At 69.4% G+C, this 18,298-nt stretch carries 17 protein-coding genes; 6 read left to right on the forward strand and 11 right to left on the reverse strand.

The window, feature by feature from the left end; all coding sequences use genetic code 11:
- The first annotated feature begins 26 nt into the window (after nt 1-26).
- Both KBX71_RS15860 and KBX71_RS15865 read left to right on the forward strand, forming a co-directional pair.
- On the forward strand, nt 27-524 hold the full coding sequence (locus tag KBX71_RS15860; protein ID WP_210818822.1) for a MarR family winged helix-turn-helix transcriptional regulator: 498 nt from the start codon (nt 27-29) through the stop codon (nt 522-524).
- Between the two features lies 1 nt (nt 525).
- Nucleotides 526-1,404 (forward strand): putative RNA methyltransferase, encoded by an 879-nt coding sequence (locus KBX71_RS15865; protein ID WP_210818823.1) that lies wholly within the window; start codon nt 526-528, stop codon nt 1,402-1,404.
- A gap of 2 nt (nt 1,405-1,406) precedes the next feature.
- Here the strand turns inward: KBX71_RS15865 and KBX71_RS15870 are convergent, their stop codons facing one another.
- The 3 genes from KBX71_RS15870 to KBX71_RS15880 form a co-directional block, all read right to left on the reverse strand.
- Entirely contained in the window at nt 1,407-2,087 is a 681-nt protein-coding gene (locus KBX71_RS15870; RefSeq protein ID WP_124820390.1) for a DUF4272 domain-containing protein, read from the reverse strand.
- Nucleotides 2,088-2,197: 110 nt separating this feature from the next.
- Nucleotides 2,198-3,478, reverse strand: a complete 1,281-nt coding sequence (locus KBX71_RS15875) for a thymidine phosphorylase (protein WP_210818824.1) — start codon at nt 3,476-3,478, stop codon at nt 2,198-2,200.
- A gap of 135 nt (nt 3,479-3,613) precedes the next feature.
- Nucleotides 3,614-4,318: a cytidine deaminase gene (locus KBX71_RS15880; protein WP_210818825.1), complete on the reverse strand. Its 705-nt coding sequence runs from the start codon at nt 4,316-4,318 to the stop codon at nt 3,614-3,616.
- 191 nt (nt 4,319-4,509) lie between these two features.
- Here KBX71_RS15880 and KBX71_RS15885 point away from each other — a divergent pair, with 191 nt between their 5' ends.
- Complete coding sequence (locus KBX71_RS15885) at nt 4,510-4,743, forward strand: DUF397 domain-containing protein (protein ID WP_374102610.1); 234 nt, start codon at nt 4,510-4,512, stop codon at nt 4,741-4,743.
- Nucleotides 4,744-4,897: 154 nt separating this feature from the next.
- On the opposite strand, the gene KBX71_RS15890 is transcribed toward KBX71_RS15885, so the two are convergent.
- The 6 genes from KBX71_RS15890 to KBX71_RS15915 form a co-directional block, all read right to left on the reverse strand.
- Nucleotides 4,898-6,178 (reverse strand): ABC transporter permease, encoded by a 1,281-nt coding sequence (locus KBX71_RS15890; protein WP_124820386.1) that lies wholly within the window; start codon nt 6,176-6,178, stop codon nt 4,898-4,900.
- Between the two features lie 3 nt (nt 6,179-6,181).
- A complete protein-coding gene (locus KBX71_RS15895; protein ID WP_210818826.1) occupies nt 6,182-7,564 on the reverse strand; it encodes an ABC transporter permease in 1,383 nt (460 codons plus the stop codon).
- Nucleotides 7,561-9,222 carry an ABC transporter ATP-binding protein gene (locus tag KBX71_RS15900; RefSeq protein WP_247683572.1) on the reverse strand — a complete coding sequence of 554 codons (1,662 nt, stop codon included), beginning with the start codon at nt 9,220-9,222 and terminating at the stop codon, nt 7,561-7,563. Before KBX71_RS15900 ends, KBX71_RS15895 begins: the two co-directional genes overlap by 4 nt.
- A gap of 190 nt (nt 9,223-9,412) precedes the next feature.
- Nucleotides 9,413-10,480, reverse strand: coding sequence for a BMP family protein (locus tag KBX71_RS15905; protein WP_196930301.1), 1,068 nt, complete (start codon nt 10,478-10,480; stop codon nt 9,413-9,415).
- Between the two features lie 277 nt (nt 10,481-10,757).
- Nucleotides 10,758-11,099: a hypothetical protein gene (locus KBX71_RS15910; RefSeq protein WP_091397247.1), complete on the reverse strand. Its 342-nt coding sequence runs from the start codon at nt 11,097-11,099 to the stop codon at nt 10,758-10,760.
- A gap of 89 nt (nt 11,100-11,188) precedes the next feature.
- Nucleotides 11,189-11,911 carry a glycosyltransferase family 2 protein gene (locus KBX71_RS15915; protein WP_210818827.1) on the reverse strand — a complete coding sequence of 241 codons (723 nt, stop codon included), beginning with the start codon at nt 11,909-11,911 and terminating at the stop codon, nt 11,189-11,191.
- A gap of 208 nt (nt 11,912-12,119) precedes the next feature.
- Here KBX71_RS15915 and KBX71_RS15920 point away from each other — a divergent pair, with 208 nt between their 5' ends.
- Complete coding sequence (locus KBX71_RS15920; protein ID WP_210818828.1) at nt 12,120-13,166, forward strand: LacI family DNA-binding transcriptional regulator; 1,047 nt, start codon at nt 12,120-12,122, stop codon at nt 13,164-13,166.
- 300 nt (nt 13,167-13,466) lie between these two features.
- Here KBX71_RS15920 and KBX71_RS15925 read toward each other — a convergent pair whose 3' ends face one another.
- Nucleotides 13,467-13,904, reverse strand: coding sequence for a hypothetical protein (locus KBX71_RS15925; RefSeq protein ID WP_210818829.1), 438 nt, complete (start codon nt 13,902-13,904; stop codon nt 13,467-13,469).
- 110 nt (nt 13,905-14,014) lie between these two features.
- Nucleotides 14,015-14,587, reverse strand: coding sequence for a hypothetical protein (locus tag KBX71_RS15930; RefSeq protein WP_210818830.1), 573 nt, complete (start codon nt 14,585-14,587; stop codon nt 14,015-14,017).
- A 236-nt stretch (nt 14,588-14,823) separates the two neighbouring features.
- Here KBX71_RS15930 and KBX71_RS15935 point away from each other — a divergent pair, with 236 nt between their 5' ends.
- A complete protein-coding gene (locus tag KBX71_RS15935) occupies nt 14,824-15,294 on the forward strand; it encodes a hypothetical protein (protein ID WP_210818831.1) in 471 nt (156 codons plus the stop codon).
- 87 nt (nt 15,295-15,381) lie between these two features.
- A complete protein-coding gene (locus KBX71_RS15940) occupies nt 15,382-18,294 on the forward strand; it encodes a hypothetical protein (RefSeq protein WP_210818832.1) in 2,913 nt (970 codons plus the stop codon).
- The last annotated feature ends 4 nt before the right edge of the window (nt 18,295-18,298 follow it).

Genomic DNA, 18,298 nt, shown 5'->3' on the forward strand with positions numbered 1-18,298 from the left:
GTCAACAAGATGGCTAGACTGGGAACATGGACGCACCCCGGTGGCTGGACGCGCGGGAGGACCGCGCCTGGCGCGGCTACCGCCGGATGCGTCGCCTGCTCGACCTGGAACTGGCCCGGGAGCTGACCCACGACGCCGGCCTCTCCGAGCCGGACTACGACGTGTTGTCCGACCTCTCCGAGACACCCCAGGGGCGCCTGCGCCTCAGCGAGCTGGCAAACAGGATGCTGTGGTCACGTAGCCGGCTCTCCCACCACCTGAGCCGGATGCAACAGCGTGGCCTGGTGACCCGCGAGGAGTGCGCCGACGATGCCCGCGGCTCGATCGTCGTGCTCACCCCGGCGGGCCGGCAGGCCATCGAGTCCGCCGCACCCGGTCATGTGGCCGCCGTCCGCCGGCACCTGATCGACCTGCTCACCCCCGCGGAGGTCGACGCCCTCGGCGCGCTCACGCACCGGGTGGTCGACCATCTCGCCGACCCGGGCCCGCGGGCCACCCGGCCGCAGCCCGCAGCGGAGGCCTGACGTGGACCCCCGCATCCTCGACCGACTGCGCTGCCCGGTCTGCGGCGAGCCGCTGACCGAGGCGACCGCCGGCACCACAAGTGCGCTGCGCTGCCTGCGCCGGCACAGCTTCGACATCGCCCGGCAGGGCTACGTCAACCTCCTCACCGGTCGAGCGCCGCACGTCGGTGACACCGCCGAGATGGTCGCCGCCCGCGCCGACTTCCAAGCCGCCGGCCACTACGACGTCATCTCCGCCGCCCTCGTCGACGCCGCGACGGAAGCCGTCGGCCGGCTCCGCGCGACGCCGACGCCCCACTTCGGGGCGTACCCCCTGGTGGTGGATGCCGGCGCCGGCACCGGCCGGTACCTCGGCGCGGTGCTGGCGGCGCTGCCGGACGCCGTGGGTCTGGCCCTGGACGTGTCCAAGCCGGCGCTGCGCCGCGCGGCCCGCGCGCATCCCCGGGCCGCCGCCGCGCTCGCCGACACCTGGCAGCGGCTGCCGCTCGCGGACGCCTCGACCGCCGTGCTGCTGAACGTCTTCGCCCCGCGAAACGGCACCGAGTTCCACCGGGTGCTCGATCCGACCGGGACGCTGTTGGTGGTCACGCCCGACACCGACCACCTCGCCGAGTTGGTGGATGCCCTCGACCTGCTGCGGGTGGACCCCGACAAGGCCGACCGGGTGGCCGACAGCCTGGGCGGGCACTTCACGCTGGTCAGTTCGGCCGGGCACCGGGCGGAGCTGGCGCTGACCCGGCCGGAGGTCGCCACAGTGGTCGGGATGGGCCCCAGCGCCTGGCACACCGACCCGGTCGCGCTCGCCGCCCGGCTGGCGGCCCTGCCCGAGCCGGTCCGGGTGACTGTGGCGGTCCGGGTGGACGCGTACCGGCCCCGCTGACCTCAGGTGGAGAGGTCGACCTCTTCCCAACCGGGCGGCTCGTCGTGGTACGGCCCGCGCAGGATCACCGCCCACTCCAGCGCCCAACGCCGCTGCCCGATCGCGTTCGCGTCGACCAGACCCGGCGCCCGTCGGCCACCGCGCTCGGTCTCCAGGTACGCCCAGTCCAGGCAGTAGTGCAGGTCGAGCAGGGCGGCCGCGTCGGCCGGGTGCTGAGGCGCCGTGAGGATCCGGGAGCGCCAGTGCGGGAAGGTCTCCCCCTCGGCGATGTGCGGCAGCCGCTCGACCAGCCGCTCGTCGACGGCCAGCGTCGGGTCGAGCTGCTTGCTCAGCCCGAGCACCCAGGCCAGCGCGAAGAGCGCGTCGTGGTGCAGCACGAACGACCTGTGGTCGCCCTTGCCACCCATCACGAACTGCCACTCCGGCGGGGTGACCATGTCGACCAGGTGCGAGCCGAGCAGCCAGCTCATCGCCGCCTGCGGGGGCATCCCGAAGCAGCGGGCCAGGATCAGGTGCAGCACCGCGATCCGCGCCTCGATCTCCGCGGTCGGGCGCAGGTCGATCTGGTCACCCGGCTCCCAGACGAGGGGAAACTGGGCCGGCGGCAACGGCAGGCCGAGCCGGGACAGCTCGTCCAGGCTCGCCTCGCGCACCTCACGTGGATCGGGGGCAGCAACGGTCACGGCGGATCTTCCTGTCTGCTCGCGCCGGCGCAAGGCCGGTTGTCCCCCCTTGGCCTGCGACAATAGCGCTCCCAGGTGACCGGCACCACGCCAGGGCGACGCCGGATCGATCAGCCGATGCGTTCGATGACCAACGACGTCGCCGCCGGGGCCGTCGGCGCGATCCGCACCGCGTTCGCGGCCTCGGCCAGCGCGGCCGGAATCCGCGTCGCGTCCTCGGCACGCAGCTCGTAGAGCGGGTCACCGGCCCGCACCTCGTCACCCGGCCGCCTGTGCAACACCACACCGGCCGGCACGCTGACCGGGTCCTCCTTGCGCGCCCGACCCGCGCCGAGCCGCCACGCCGCAACCCCCATGGCGTACGCGTCGACGGCCGCGACGTACCCGTCCCGCTCGGCGCGGACCACCTCCACCTCGGCGGCCGTCGGCATCGGCGCGTCCGGGTCGCCGCCCTGCGCCCGGATCATCGCCCGCCAGGAGTCCATGGCCCGGCCGTCGCGCAGCGCCGCCGCCGGATCGGCGTCCGGCAGACCGGCGGCGTCGAGCATCTCCCGGGCCAGCGCGAGGGTCAGCTCCACCACGTCGGCAGGTCCACCACCGGCCAGCACCTCGACCGACTCGGTCACCTCGACCGCGTTGCCGATCGCCAGGCCGAGCGGAGTGGACATGTCGGTGAGCAGGGCGACCGTCCGCACACCGTGCGCGCCGCCCAGCTCGACCATGGTGCGCGCCAACTCGCGGGCCTGGTCGACGGACTTCATGAAGGCGCCCGAGCCGACCTTGACGTCGAGGACCAGCGCCCCGGTGCCCTCGGCGATCTTCTTGCTCATGATCGAGCTGGCGATCAGCGGGATCGCCTCCACGGTGCCGGTCACGTCGCGCAACGCGTACAGCTTGCGGTCGGCGGGGGCGAGCCCGGCACCGGCCGCGCAGATCACCGCACCGACCTCGTCCAGCTGGGCGATGAACTCGTCGTTGCTCACCGTGGCCCGCCAGCCCGGGATGGACTCCAACTTGTCCAGCGTGCCGCCGGTGTGCCCGAGACCCCGGCCGCTCAGCTGCGGTACTGCCGCGCCACACGCCGCCACCAGTGGGGTGAGCGGCAGAGTGATCTTGTCGCCGACGCCGCCGGTGGAGTGCTTGTCGACAGTCGGCCGGCGTACCGCCGACAGGTCCAACCGCTCACCGCTGGCGATCATCGCGGCGGTCCACCGGGCGATCTCCGGCCCGGTCATGCCGTTGAGCAGGATCGCCATCGCCAGAGCGGACATCTGCTCGTCGGCGACAACCCCCCGGGTGTACGCGTCGACCACCCAGTCGATCTGCGCGTCCGACAGCACACCCCCGTCCCGCTTCACCCGAATAACGTCAACCGCAGCAAACCCACTCATCAATTGATCTTTCTTAGTCGTGTGCAGATCCCGACCCACGGACAGCGAGCACCGAGGGATTGGGCCGACCGTGCCCGGCGGAGGGATCAAGCCTGACCGCCCGGAGCCGGGCACGGTCGGCCCAATCCCCACAGCTCAACCCCATCGCACCGGGATCTCAGCCGGCGGCTCACCCTCGCCGGCCCAGAAGATGGTGCCGGTCGCGTCGACCACCACCACACGGGGAGTCCGGGCCAGGCCCCAGGTGATCGCCTCGGCCGGGTCGTCCCAGCTCGGCGCCTCCTCCAGCACCCCGGTCTCGGCGCCGGCGTCGTCCCCGGCCGACCGCTCCCAGTACGCCGTCCAGACCTGCTGGCCGGCGGACATGTCCGGGTGGACGAAGACGGTGCCCCGCCCGCGCCAGGCGGCGAGCCGTTCCGGGACCACCGGCACCGGCGTCTCCCCGGTGACTGCCTCCAGGTCCTCCACGCCGAAAGCGTGTGGCAGCAGCTCGGCCATCCGCAGTGGCCGGGTCTTGCTCTCGATCAGGCACTCCGGCCCGCCGTTCTCCCAGAGCAGCTGCCGGCAGCGACCACACGGCATCAACGGCTCACCGGTGGCGTCGACGCAGGACAACGCGACGAGTCGGCCTCCGCCGGTGGCGTGGAGGCTGGAGACCACCCCGCACTCGGCGCACAGCGTCACCCCGTACGCGGCGTTCTCCACGTTGCAGCCGACCACCACACGGCCGTCGTCGACCAGCGCGGCCGCGCCGACCGGAAACGTCGAGTACGGCGCGTACGCGTGCCGCATCGCCTCGGTGGCGGCGGCACGCAGCCGCGCCCAGTCAATGTCGGTCATGCCACCATTCTGCCCAAGGAGCCCAGGTCAGAAGCGGGCAGGGCCGGGTACACAGGCACCCTTCGGAGACTCGGCCGCGCCACCGCACCCGCTCCGGTGATCAGGTGATGAAAAGTAGGTCAGAGACGCCCTCTGACACCTACTTTTCATCACTTGATCATGGGAGCGGACACGTGTCACTGCGGCGATCGGTGCACTTCCGCGACCTTCTACCCTCACCGGTCGCCGGTGATCGGCCTGCGGAACGGACTCCAACCCCCGAAGCGGGCGAACAGGTCGCGCGGGCTGGGGCCGTAGCCGACAACCTGCCCGCCGTCGTGCTCGTGCGCGACAGCAAGGACCGCGATGGCGGCGTCCTTCAGTTCAACCCACAGACGTGGCGGTCGTTCGTCGACCTGGCCAAGCAGATCGGGCCGCTCGGCTGACCCTGCAACGACAGCAGCGGACGCTCGCCGCTGGCCTTCATTGCGTCTGCACAGCTGTTTCGCGATGCGCCACGTCTGGGCGTACTCCTGGGAGGGTCTGGATGGGCGCGGGGCGCGCCCGGCGGGGAGGCCCGCCGGGGCGCGCCTGCGGGCGTCAGCCCTTGATGTAGGGCTTGCCGTCGGCGGCCGGTGCCCGGACCCGGCCGACCAGCCCGGCGACGGCCAGGATGGTCGCCAGGTACGGCAGCATGGCCAGGAACTGGCTGGGGATCGAGCTGCTGATCGCGCCCAGGTAGGTGGCGAGCTGGTCGGCGAAACCGAAGAAGAGCGCGGCGAGCAACGCGCCTGTCGGGTTCCACCGGCCGAAGATCAGCGCGGCCAGTGCGATGAAGCCCTTACCGCCGATCATGTTCTTGGTGAACGAGTAGAGCGCCAGCGTGTAGGACGCCCCGCCGATGCCGGCGACCACGCCGGCCAGCAGCACGTTGCGGTAGCGCACCCGCAGCACCTTGACGCCGAGCGTGTCGGCGGCGATCGGGTGTTCGCCGACCGAGCGGGTGCGCAGCCCCCACCGGGTGCGGAACAGCCCGATGTGGATCACCAGCACCAGGAGCAGCCCGACGTAGAGGAAGATGTTGCCGCGGAACAACGCCGGTCCGAGCACCGGGATGTCCTTCAGCAACGGGATCTCCCAGTTGCTGAAGCGGGGAGCGCTGTTGTACTTCGCGGCGTCGGTCTGCATCAACCGCTCGTAGAGGAAGCCGGTGACGCCGACCGCCAGCAGGTTCAGCACGATGCCCATGACGACCTGGTCGACCAGGTAGCGGATGGCGAAGACGGCCAGCAGCAGCGAGATGAACGCGCCACCGAGGGCGGCGGCGACCAGGCCCACCCAGACGCTGCCGGAGAGGCTGCCGAACAGGGCACCGCTGAACGCGCCCATCAGCAGTTGGCCCTCGATGGCCACGTTGACCACGCCGGAGCGTTCGCAGAGCACCCCGGCGAGCGCGCCGAAGATCAGCGGCAGGGCCAGGATGAACGTGCCCCGGATGATGTTGACGAGTGGCATGAAGTTCTGCCCGGCCGGCGCGGCGGAGACCTGCCAGCAGAGGAACGACAGCACGAAACCGACGAGCCCGACGCCGAGAACGGGAAGGAACCACCGCTTCGGCACACCGGCGAGCAGCGCCGCGCCGGCGGCGATCGTGATGATCCCGAACAGGATCGCCCCGATCGTGCCGTTGATCTCCAGTGCGGCGCCGGCCGCGTCGTCGCTGAGCGTGAACCGGGCCTGCTGGTCGGTGGCGAGCGCGCCGAAGAGCACAGCGGACAGCAGACCGAGCCCCAGCAGCGTGAGGCCGACCTTTCGGCTACGGGTCCAGAAGCCCTCGTCGACGGGGGCGACGGCGATGTCGGGGACAGCCATGGTGGACATGAGTTACCAGCCCTTCGCCAGGCTCGTCTGCAACCGGGCGGCGCGTGCGGCCCGGAGCTGGAAGATCGCCTTCACCAGGGCCGGCGCGGCGATGAAGATGACGATCAGCGCCTGGAGCACGGTCACCAACTCCAGCGAGATCCCGGAGTACGACTGCATCCGGTTACCACCGGCCTGCAGCGCCCCGAACAGCAGCGCGGCGAGCAACACCCCCCAGGGCTTCACCCGCCCCAGCAGTGCCACCAGGATGCCGTCGAAGCCGATCTGCGCGACCACCAGCGGGGTCAACGCGCTGGCGGTGGAGCCGAGCACCATGTTCGAGCCGCCGAGGCCCGCCAGGATGCCGGCGAAGACCATGATCAGGATGTACGTCCGGGTGACGCTGATGCCTGCGGTCCGGGCGGCGTCCGGGTTGGCGCCGACCGCGCGCAGCTCGAAGCCGAGCGTCGAGCGGTTGAGCAACCAGGCGACCGCCCAGGTAGCCAGCACGGCGAGGAGGATGCCGGCGTGCACCCGCAGGTTGTCGCCGAGCAGTCGGGGCAGCTGGGCGGAGGTGTCCACCGCCTTGCTGATCGCGTCGGTGCGGGTCGGGTCCTGCACGCCGTTCTGCACGATCAACCAGGTGAGGAAGTACGTGGCGACGTAGTTGAGCATGATCGTGTTGATCACCTCGTGCGCGCCGGCACGGGCCTTGAGGATGCCGGGGATGAAACCCCAGATCGCTCCACCCAGCGCGCCGGCCAGCACCGCCACCAACAGGTGCAGGCCGGGCGGCAACGGCAGCAGGAAACCGGCCAGCGCCGCCATGATGACGCCGATGGTGGCCTGCCCCTGGGCGCCGATGTTGAACAGGCCGCCACGGAAGGCCAGCGCCACCGACAGACCGGTGAAGACCAACGGCGCCGCGTAGGTCAGCGTCTCCGAGATCGGCGCGAGCACGGCCTGCCAGCCGTTGGCGCCGTCCAACCAGCCGGAGAACGCCTCGGGGTCGAAGATCGAGCCCTTGAACAGGTTCGCGTACGCCTCGCTGACGAGCGTCCAGCTGGAGTTGATCGCGTCGGACGGGCGGGAGGTGATGTACGAGTAGGTGGAGAGCACTGCCGGATCAGAAATGATCATCAGCACCGCGCCGACCACGATCGCCAGCACCAACGACAGCAGCGTCACGGTGAAGGTGTTGGCCGCCCAGAGGTTGTCCAGGAACAACCGGCCCAGGCTCGGCCTCGACTCCGGCTCCGGGTCCGGGTCCGGCTTCGCCACCGAGCGGTCCGGCTCGGTCGCCACCTCGGCCCGTTCGGTGTTGCCGAGCGCGTTCTGCGCGGCCTGCGCCTCGCTCGCCGGCTCCTTGTCCGGCGAGCCGGACTGCGGGTTGGGGGGATTGGTCATGCCTTGTCCTCGCTCGCGGAGCCCGCGTCGCCTGCCGGGCTCCCGTCTGGCACGCCGGGCTTGTCGGCGGCGGACGCCGTACCGGGCTTGTCGGCGGCGGATGCCGCATCGGGCTTGTCGGCGGCGGGTGCTGCGGTGGCGTCGTGGGCCTCGTCCGGGCTGATGCCGGCCATCAGCAGACCGATCTCCTCGCGCGGAGTGCCCGGTCCGACGATGCCGATGATCCGACCGCGGTACATCACCGCGATCCGGTCGGCCAGCCCGATCACCTCGTCGAGTTCGCTGGAGACCACCATGACGGCGGTGCCGACGTCCCGCTCGCGGATGATCTGGCTGTGGATGAACTCGATCGACCCGACGTCGACGCCACGGGTCGGCTGGGCGGCGATGAAGAGCTTCAGCGGCCGGGACAGCTCCCGGGCCACGATCACCTTCTGCTGGTTGCCGCCGGAGAGGGTGCCCACCGCCGCGTCGGCCGATGAGGTACGGACGTCGAACTGCTCGATCCGCTCCTTCGCCGAGGCGGCGATCGCGTCCGGCTTCAGCGCGAGCCCGGCCCCGAACGGCGGCCGGTCGTAGATGTCCAGCACCAGGTTCTCCGCGACGCTGAACTCCTTGACCAGGCCGTCCACGCTGCGGTCCTCGGGCACGTAGCCGACGCCCGCCCGGAGCACCTTCTTGGGCTTCCAGCCGTCGATCCGGTCGCCGGCCAGGCTGACCGTGCCGGCGAGCACCGGGCGCAGGCCCATGATCGCCTCGATCAGCTCGGTCTGACCGTTGCCCTGTACGCCCGCCACGCCGAGCACCTCGCCGGCGCGCACGGTCAGGTCGATGCCGTCGACAGCGCGGATCTGCCGGTCGTCGTCGACGACCAGCCCGGCCACCTCCAGCACCGGGTCGCCCGGCGTGGCCGGGGTCTTGTGCACGGTGAGCCGGACGTTGCGCCCGACCATCAACGCGGCCAGCTCGTCCCGGCTGGCCTCCGGCGAGGCGGTGCCGACGGTCTTTCCGCGTCGGATCACGGTGATCCGGTCGGCGATGGCCTTGACCTCGCCGAGCTTGTGGGTGATGAAGACGATCGACTTGCCGGCCGCCTTGAGCGACCGCATGACCGTCAGCAGTTCCTCGGTCTCCTGGGGGGTGAGCACCGCGGTCGGCTCGTCCAGGATGAGCAGGTCGACGTCGCGGGTGAGCGCCTTGACGATCTCGACTCGCTGCTGGATGCCGACCGGCAGGTCCTCGATCACCGCGTCCGGGTCGACCCGCAGGTTGTAGCGCTCGGACACCTCGGTGACCTCGCGCCGGGCCCGACGCCGGTCCAGGAAGCCGGCGATGCCGCCCCTGACCTGCTCCGCGCCGAGCATGATGTTTTCGGCGACGGTGAAGACCGGCACCAGCATGAAGTGCTGGTGCACCATGCCGATCCCGGCCCCGATCGCGTCGGACGGGCCCTTCAGCTTCAGCGGCTTGCCGTCGACCAGGATCTCGCCCTCGTCGGGCTGGTACAGCCCGTAGAGCACGTTCATCAGTGTCGACTTGCCCGCGCCGTTCTCGCCGAGGAGGGCGTGAATCTCTCCAGGCTCCACCGTCAGGTCGATGTGATCGTTGGCGACCAGATCACCGAACCGCTTGGTGATGCCGCGCAGTTCGAGTCTCAGCGCAACCTCCTGGAGTGCGAGCGATGGTGCAGCCTAGCTGCCGTGGAACCGGCCGGATCGGACCGGCCGCCGTGGTGCGCGATCGGCCGCTCCGACCCCGCGGGGCACCCGCGGAGCCGAAGCGGCCGATCGGTCGTACCTGTCCCCCGCCGACCCTCCCGATGATCGCACCGGAGGGGCCGGCCGGTCGTCACTTGGTCGGCTGGGCCTTCGAGGTGACGGTGATGGTGCCGGCGGCGATGTCCGCCTTGATCTTGTCGACCTCGGCCTTCAGCTCGGCCGGAACCTTGCTGTCGAAGTCGTGGTACGGGGCGATCGAGACACCGTTGTTGGCCAGGGTGCCGACGAAGCCCGGCTTGGCCGGCAGCTTGTCACCGGCGGCGGCCTTCACCACGGCCTCCTTGACGGCGTCCGGGATGTTCTTGACCACCGTGGTGATGATCGCCGAGCAGTCCGGGGTGCTCTCGCAGCCGTCGACGTCCACCCAGATGGTGCTGTACTTGCCACCCGACGCCTTGGCCGCGGCAGTGGTGCCGAGGCCGGAGCCACCGGCGACCGGCATGATGATGTCCGCGCCCTGGGCGACCAGCGCGTCGGAAACCTTCTTGCCCTCGTCCTGCTTGGCGAAGTCGTTGGTGAAGGAGCCCTTCTGAGTCTCCTTGTTCCAACCCAGCGCCTGGACGTTCTTGCCCTTGGTGGTGTTGAAGTACTTCACACCGTCGACGAAGCCGTCCATGAAGATGGTCACCGGCGGGATCGGCAGACCACCGTAGGTGCCCACCTTGCCGGACTTGCTCATCCCGGCGGCCAGGTAACCGGCCTGGAACGCGGCCTGGGCGGTGTCGAACTGCATCGGGTAGACGTTGGCGTCACCCGTGTTCGCGTCGACGATGCCGAACTCCTGGTTCGGGTTCGCCTTGGCGATCTTCGAGGTGGCGTTGCCCATCAGGCCACCGACCGCCAGGATGAAGTCGCACTTCTGGTTGACGTACTGCGTCAGGTTCGGCTCGTAGTCGGCCTCCGCCTTCGACGCGACGAACTTGATGTCGATGTTGTCGTTGGCGGCCTTGGCCTCCTGCAGACCCTTCCAGGCCGAGGTGTTGAACGACTTGTCGTCGATGCCGCCGACGTCGGTCACCATGCAGGCGCTGAACTTCTTGGCGCCACTGCCGGCGTTGTTGTCATCCTTGGGCGCCTCGCCACAAGCGGCGGCGGTGAGCGCGAGCCCACCCACCGCGAAGATCGAGGCGATCCGCATCCCACGCACCGAGCGCAAGACGTCTCCTTCCCATTGCACACCGCGCCTTGTGCGGTGGCAGCCCATCAGCCGACCTGCGGGTGTGCCGCCGGCTGTCCCACGTTACGGACGGGAGCGTACGCCCGCGCCCACCCACCGGCCGACAATCGTGCACGACTGTTGAGCGCCTGTTACCCGGGTGTAACCCTTGCGTGGGGCACGTCACTCTTCGTGCTGGTAACCGAGCGCCGGGGCGTCCGCAACGTCCGTTTTCTGGAGGCGATTTCCTCCTCGGACGTTACCGCCAAAAGACCGCGACCGCCGCGTTGACCAGGGTCAGACCGACGATCGCGAGGAAATGACCCCGGTTGACCACGTCCCGCTTCCGGGAGAAGAAGACCATGACGAAGATCAGCAGCGCGATCACCAACTTCGTCACAAGTTTTGCCGGTGCCGGCTCGTCGCCGTCGCGCAACGGCGCGGACAGGCCCAGCCCGGTCAGCAACTGGATCACCGCGCCCCACAGCATGGCCGGGTTGATTCGCAGCCGACCGCTCGCGTACTGCGCGATCGAACCGCCGAGCAGCAGGGCGAACCCGATCAGATGGACGTAGAGAAGGATGAGTCTGAGAGCTTCCACGGTCGCCATACTTCCCTATGAACGACGGATCGTAGTAGTGGGAACCGCCGACGGGCGTGGATCAGCCGGGTCCCGGTGCCTCGTGGTCGTCATCGATCAGCAAGCGTCTGGGCGGGGACGACGCCGGGACGACGCCGGGCGCGTTCCCGGCCCAGGATCCACAACGCCTCGACCCCGTTCCGCCAGGTGACCTTCTTGCCCTCGGCGCGACCCCGCGCCCGGTAGGTGATCGGCACGTCGTAGGGGCGGATCCGCCTCCGCAGCAGTTTGCCGGTCACCTCGGCCTCCATGCCGAACCCGCGGGACCGGATGTCCAGCGACCGGTACAGCTCCACCGGCATCAGCTTGAAGCACGTCTCCAGGTCAGCGATGTAGGTATTGAACAAAACGTTCGCCGCCGTGGTGACCCCCCGGTTTCCGACCACGTACCAGAAGCTGTAGGCGCTGTGGCTGCCGAAGGTGCGGTTGCCGTAGACGACTGTCGCGTGCCCCTCCAGCACCGGCGCCAACAGCTTCGGAATGTCCTGTGGGTCGTACTCCAGATCGGCGTCCAGGATCACCATGTACTCGCCGCGGGCGCTGTCCACGGCTGTCCTGATCGCCGCGCCCTTGCCCGCGTTACGCGGGTGCGTCACGACCCGCAGCCGCGCGTCATCCATCCGAGCGAGGATCCCCGGGGTCTCGTCCGTACTACCGTCGTCCACCACCACGATCTCGATCTCGCACGGGTACCGCACGGCGAGAGCCTGCTTCAGGGCCTCGGCGACGCGTTCCGCCTCGTTGTAGACCGGCATCAAGATCGACAGTTGCACGAGAGTCTCCCGGGAACAGCACCGGACGCGAATGAGGGCGAAGGGGACCACCAGCGGCTAGTGAAGCAGGCGCGCCACAGGTTCGCTGACCCGCTCTCGCTGAGCGACGTCGGCGCCAGCCCTCAAGGTCAACCCATGCCATTGCCAAACTATGGAAGGGCTTGCAGGACACCCCGCAAGAACTTGCCGGTGGGCTAAAGTGCCCGCCATGCGCGCTCGACTGTCCGACATCGCCCAGCAGGCCCAGGTCAGCGAGGCCACGGTGTCGCGGGTGCTCAACGACCGCCCCGGCGTGGCGGCGGAGACCCGGCAGGTCGTCCTCACCGCCCTCGACGTGCTCGGGTACGAGCGCCCGGCCCGGCTGCGTAAGCGCAGCGCCGGGCTGGTCGGCCTCGTGGTGCCGGAGCTGGACAACCCGATCTTCCCCGCCTTCGCCCAGGTCATCGAGTCCACTTTGGCGCAGAGCGGGTTCACCCCGGTGCTCTGCACCCAGACCGCCGGCGGCGTGACCGAGGACGAGTACGTAGAGATGCTGCTGGACCGGCAGGTCTCCGGGATCGTCTTCGTCTCCGGCCTGCACGCGGACACCGCAGCCAACCACGACCGCTACCGGGCGCTGCTCGCCCGGCCGTTGCCGGTCGTGATGATCAACGGGTACGTGCCCGGCATCGGTGCACCCTTCGTCTCCTGTGACGATCGGGAGGCGGCCGAGCTGGCCGTCGCCCACCTGGTCGCGCTCGGGCACCGACGGATCGGCCTGATCACCGGCCCGGACCGGTTCGTCCCGGTGCAGCGCAAGGTGGCCGGCTGGCGTTCCGCGATGACCAGGCTGGTCGGTGTCGCCGAAGCCGACCTGGGCCCACTGGCCGAGCTGTCACTGTTCGGAGTGGAGGGTGGCGAGGCGGCGGCCGGCCGACTGCTGGACCGCGGCGTAACCGGCGTGGTGTGCGGCTCCGACCTGATGGCGCTCGGCGCGATCCGAGCCGCCCGCCAACGCGGGCTCGACGTGCCCGACGGCCTGTCCGTGGTGGGTTATGACGACTCACCGCTGATGGCCTTCACCGACCCGCCACTGACAACCATGCGGCAGCCGGTCACCGCGATGGCGGTGGCCGCCGTCCGCGCCCTGGTGGACGAGATCAACGGGCACGGTGCCCCGCACTCGGAGTACCTGTTCCGACCGGAGCTGGTGGTGCGCGGCTCCACCGCGGTCGCGCCGAGTGCCGCACGCCTTTCTTACGCAAGATCTGCTTGACTCTTGCAGCGACAGGCCGGCATATTGCTCGAATGATCAGCGCCCTGGCCCGCCGCACGACACCGGTCGCCGGCGACGAGGTCGCCGAGCAGGGCCCCGGCCATCTGCTGCCAATTGACGCGGCAGCCTGGTTGGAACAGCGCTGAACGGGTAACTCGTTCCCGACCTGGTCGTTCGTCGTGCCCCGCGCCGACGGGCGACTGGGCTACCGACCCCTTGTGGTGGGGGGTGAGGTGCCACCGGCGCCACGCGGAGCCCGCTCCGCGTGGCGCCGGTGTCCGTGCACTCCACCCCAGGTCGTCACTTCGCGGTGAGCAACGCCGCGATCCGGGTCCAGCCGGCGCGTACCTCGGCCTCGTCCGGCGGTTCGGCGGGCTCACCGTGGCCCGCCTCGTCGGCCGCCGCGTCCAACTCGTCGTCGATCACGTCCTCGAAGTCCCCGTACAGATCGGCACCCTCCACCTGACGGGCCTCATCCTCGGCGGCGACCTGCGCGGCGGCGATCTCGCCGCGGATCTCGTCGGGAGACAGAGCCGGCAGCAACGGCTCCACCACGGCCACCAACTGCTCCTCCGCCACCACCGCCTCGGCCAGGGCCAACGCGTGCGGTCGCTCGTACGGCCCGCAGACCACCGGCTCCCACTCGTCGAGATCACCGAGCGGACCGAAGGTGATGATCCACGGCAGGCCGAGGAGCGGTGAGTCCGCCGGCAGGTCAAGTGTCATGAGTGCGCCCACCGGCTCATCATGGTCCGCGAACGCGAGCATCGGTGCCGTTCTGCTCAGTTACCGCCTGTCCGGCGCTCGATCGGCGGCCGTTCAGTGGCCGGACGACGCACCGCCCCGAATCAGCGCGCGTTCAGGGTGAGCGCGAAGTTCTCGTCGGAATTGTGGTTGGCGAGGAGTTCGTACCCGGGGGTCTGCCGAAACTGGTGGTTCGGGGTGGAGAAATCCACGCCGACCAGCCAGTTGAGGACCGCCTTGCGCTCCTCGGCCCCGAGGACGGGGCCGATGCATCCGTCGACAAGGGCCTGCAGCAGGGGCCGCTTCACGGCGCCGTGAAGTTTGACCATGCAGAAGACGTGGCCCACCTCGTCCCGGCGGTCCTTCGAGGGCTGACCCACTGCGGCCGCCAGGCGGTCCTTCGTGTTCGGCAGGGTCACCTGGATGGTGCGCAGGGCACCCTCCTCAGTCACCGGGCCGGGCCATCGCGCGGCCCAGGCGTCCGTCACCTTGCTCGGAGTCAAGCCGTCGAACGCCGGCGCCGGCCCGGAGGCACTGGCGGCCGGTGACCTGGTTACGTACTCCCCGGGTTCGCCTCTGCTGCCCTGCGAGGCGGCGGGACGCGGTGTCGAACCATGATCCCGCACCACCACACCCACGAGCGCCGCCAGCAGCAGCGCCACAACAGGCACCGCCACCAGAAGCCATCGTCTCGACGTCGTCCCACGACCCACCGGAGGAGATCCGGCTTCCCGTTCGGTCTCGCTCACATCGTGCTCCCCGTGTCACAGCTGAACGGCAGTGGCGTCGCCACACCACTGGCCGCCTCGCAGGGTACTCACAGATACAACGTCGGTCAATATTGCACATTCATCTACATCTCTGGAACCCTGTAGCCTGCGGCAACAAACGCAACAACCACGGGGAGGCACATGTGAGGAAACTGCGAACAGCTACGCTGACCGCGCTGATTTGCGCAAGCGTCGTCGGCATCCTATCGCCGGGCGCAGCGGCCGTAGCGGCGGGATGCACTCGAACCAGCTGCAACGGAAAAATGGCGTCAGCAAATGGTTGCCTGAGTGGAGCATACGCCATTTCCAGCTTTACCCGCGTCGACGGCAACGACCCGAACGGCACCGTGGCGCACGGTGACCTCTGGTACTCACCGACGTGCGCAGCCATGTGGGGTGACTACACCACCGCGTACTTCGCAGACAGTTCCACCGTGCGGCTGGACTTTCAAGCCACGTACGGGGGCATGACCCAGAACGCGACCTCGGTGCGGGTGAACGGCACCGGCAATTACGTCACCACGATGGTCAGCTGGGAACATTCCGTGCAATTGTGCGCCTCGTCAGCCACGGCAAATCCTGACGGCAATGACACCTGCAGTGCGTGGCGCTGACCGAACACTTCGCACGACAAATTCCGGCACCGATGGGTGTCAATTGTGAACGGGGGCACGTTGAAAAGAACAAGCGGAAAAGTATGCGTGGCGCTAGCCGCGCTCATCACATTCACCGGCACCGCCGACCCGATACCGGCCTCGGCGTCGAAACCTCAACCGGCAGGCGTCTCCGCCACGGATCCGTCTGCGGTCCGGGAGCCGGACGCGGCACTGGGCAAGGGCTGGTCCGCCTCGTCCGACGTCCTGGTCACCGGAGTGGGCGACAGCAACGGCTTCCACCTGTACGTGGCACGGGAACGGGACGCGTTCGCCTGGTCGACGCTCGCCACCCTGTCCGCCTCGTCGCTGGACATGGGGCCCTGGATGGGTGAGACCTGCGTGACCGGCTCCGGCCGGTACGCGGTGGTCGTGTTCGCTCCGAAGATGGCGGCCAACAAGCCGGCACTGGTCCGGGGTGGAGGAATCGCCGCGGTGGTCGACATCGCCAGCGGCAGGGCGACCACGGTGGCGACGGGCCTGCAACTGGCGTACTTCAACCCGGCATGTGGACCCGATGACCGGGCGCTGCTCACCCGGGCCGTCGGCGAGGACATGCAGCGGACCGAACTGCTCACCGTCGACGCGGCCGCGCATCGGGTCACCCAGACCCGCCGGATCGCGGCCCAGCTCACGACCCCGACCGCTGCTGCCGATGGCGACTACGGCATCGCCCGGGGACGGCTGGTGAAGGTCGGCCCCACCGGTGCGCTCACCGAGGTCGCCCGGCCGGCCGGCCCGGTGTCCACGTTACGCGGCACCGCGCACAACGGCATCGACCTGGTCGCCATCAAGGGTGAGCAGGCCGTGGCGCAGCGGTACGAGGCCGGTCGGCTCCAGACCGTCGTCGTCGGCCAGAAGGGCCACCTGCAACTGATGGGCCAGGCCGGAGGTCGGAACGTGCTCGTCGGCACCGCAGCGGCCCCGACCAGGAGCTGGCCGGAACTGGCGATGGTCCAGTCAAGCAAGTCGGTCCGGGCCGTCTCCGCGCAGGGACATCTGCTGGCCGAGGAGATCGGCACCGCGCAGGGCGAGAAGGCGGTACGCGTGCCGCTGTCGCCCGCCGATCGGGCCGACGCCGGTCAGGTGCGGGTATCGGTGCAGGCGACCGCCAGCGGTCGCCGCTCCAGTGTCACGTTCGAGACGGCGCGGACGGCACCCCGGCTGGACGCGTTGCCCAGCAGCGCGGCGGCCGCGCCGACGGTGGGCGCACAGGCGGTCGACCCGAAAATCTCGAACCCGAAGTGCGCGGTACGGCGCAACGACCCGAAGGTGCAGGCGCAGCAGCCAAGCGCGAACATGGTCGAGTGGGCGGTGGATCGCGCGGTGCACGGCACCCTCACCACGTCCCGGCCGGCCAACTACCTGAAGTCGGGCCTGCCCTCGTACAGCCCTCAGGGGCTCTTCCCGAGGCGGGCGGTGGCTGGCGGCGGCAAGGTGCCGGCGCAGCTGATGCTGGGAATCCTGGCGCAGGAGACGAACCTTTCGCAGGCTTCCTGGCACGCCGTTCCCGGCGACCTCGGTAACCCGCTGATCGCCGACTACTACGGCAACGTCGGAGCCAGCGTGGACGTCATCGACTACTCGAAGTCCGACTGCGGCTACGGCGTCGGCCAGGTGACCACGGGGATGAGCGTCAGCGATGGGGTCTACACCCGGAATCAGCAGGTCGCGATCGCGATCGACTACGCGGCCAACATCGCCGCCGGACTCAACATCCTGATCGACAAGTGGAACCAGATCTACAACGAGCCGCTCGGCCGGAGCACCCTCAACAACAACGACCCGGCCTGGATCGAAAACTGGTACCTGGCCGTCTGGGCGTACAACAGCGGCTACCACCCGAGCAGCGAGGCCGGGAGCAACAACGGCCGGTGGGGCATCGGTTGGCTGAACAATCCGGCCAACCCGTCCTACGACCCCGCTCGACCAGGCTTCCTCCGGGACACCTACGCGGACGCGGAGACGCCGAACCACTGGTCATACCCGGAACGAATCATGGGCTGGGTGGAGACACCTCAGCTGAAGGGCTTCCCGATCGCGACGGTCGCGTACGCCGAGCCGACGTACGGTGCCAACTCCCCGGACTACCCGAGTCGCTTCACCAAGGTGCTCTCCCTGCCGGGCGTCTACACGTTCTGTTCACCGAACATCAACAGTTGCACTCCGGACATCTTGAGCCCGTGCCCGGCCGACAGCGAGCTGTGCTGGTGGCACGGCAACGCGACCTTCGCCAACTGCCCCGGCGGTGAGTGCGCCAAGGAGAAGCTGACCTACGGCTCGTCCTCGGCGGAGCCCGGGGTGCAACGAATCTACGATCGGGACTGCTCGGTCTTCACCGGCAACTCCGACCCGGACAAGGACGCCACCCGCAGGTCCAGCATCGTCTACACCACGATCGACTCCTCGCAGTACGCCCTGGGGTGCTCCACCGATCCGAACGACGGCAAGTTCACACTGCGGGCCGGTTATCCCACCGGCAGCACCAACGCGCTCTACGCCGACATCGACCTGCACCAGGTGGGCTCCGGCTACCAGGGGCACATGTGGTTCAGCCACGTCTACCCGACGGTGAACGGAAATCCCAACCCGAAGCACCACCTGGTGGGCGCCTGGACCCCCAACCTGGACCTGCAACCCGGGGAGCGGATGAACTTCGACGTCGTCGTGCACCTGCCGAGCCACGGCGGCGAGTACGACGACGCGGAGTACGTCATCCGCGGCGGCAACGACGGCAGCGAGTACTACTGCACACTGGACCAGAGCACCGGCCTGCCCGGGATCAACGGCCACGACAAGTGGGTCTACCTGGGCGCGTACAACATGGGCCGCGGATCACAGGTGCTGCTGAACAACATGGGCAACTCGACATCCGGCGGTGACGTCGACATCGCCTGGGACGCCATGGCGTTCGTCCCGATCGGCAATCGCGGCGGACACGACTGCGACGAATCCTACTAGCAGC

The sequence above is a fragment of the Micromonospora sp. D93 genome (assembly GCF_018070365.1).
GTDB lineage: Bacteria > Actinomycetota > Actinomycetes > Mycobacteriales > Micromonosporaceae > Micromonospora > Micromonospora ureilytica.

Coding starts and splice junctions, on each gene's coding strand:
- KBX71_RS15860 (WP_210818822.1), top strand. CDS start 27: ATGGACGCACCCCGGTGGCTGGACGCGCGGGAGGACCGCGCCTGGCGC.
- KBX71_RS15875 (WP_210818824.1), bottom strand. CDS start 3,478: ATGAGTGGGTTTGCTGCGGTTGACGTTATTCGGGTGAAGCGGGACGGG.
- KBX71_RS15880 (WP_210818825.1), bottom strand. CDS start 4,318: ATGACCGACATTGACTGGGCGCGGCTGCGTGCCGCCGCCACCGAGGCG.
- KBX71_RS15890 (WP_124820386.1), bottom strand. CDS start 6,178: ATGTCCACCATGGCTGTCCCCGACATCGCCGTCGCCCCCGTCGACGAG.
- KBX71_RS15895 (WP_210818826.1), bottom strand. CDS start 7,564: ATGACCAATCCCCCCAACCCGCAGTCCGGCTCGCCGGACAAGGAGCCG.
- KBX71_RS15905 (WP_196930301.1), bottom strand. CDS start 10,480: ATGCGGATCGCCTCGATCTTCGCGGTGGGTGGGCTCGCGCTCACCGCC.
- KBX71_RS15920 (WP_210818828.1), top strand. CDS start 12,120: ATGCGCGCTCGACTGTCCGACATCGCCCAGCAGGCCCAGGTCAGCGAG.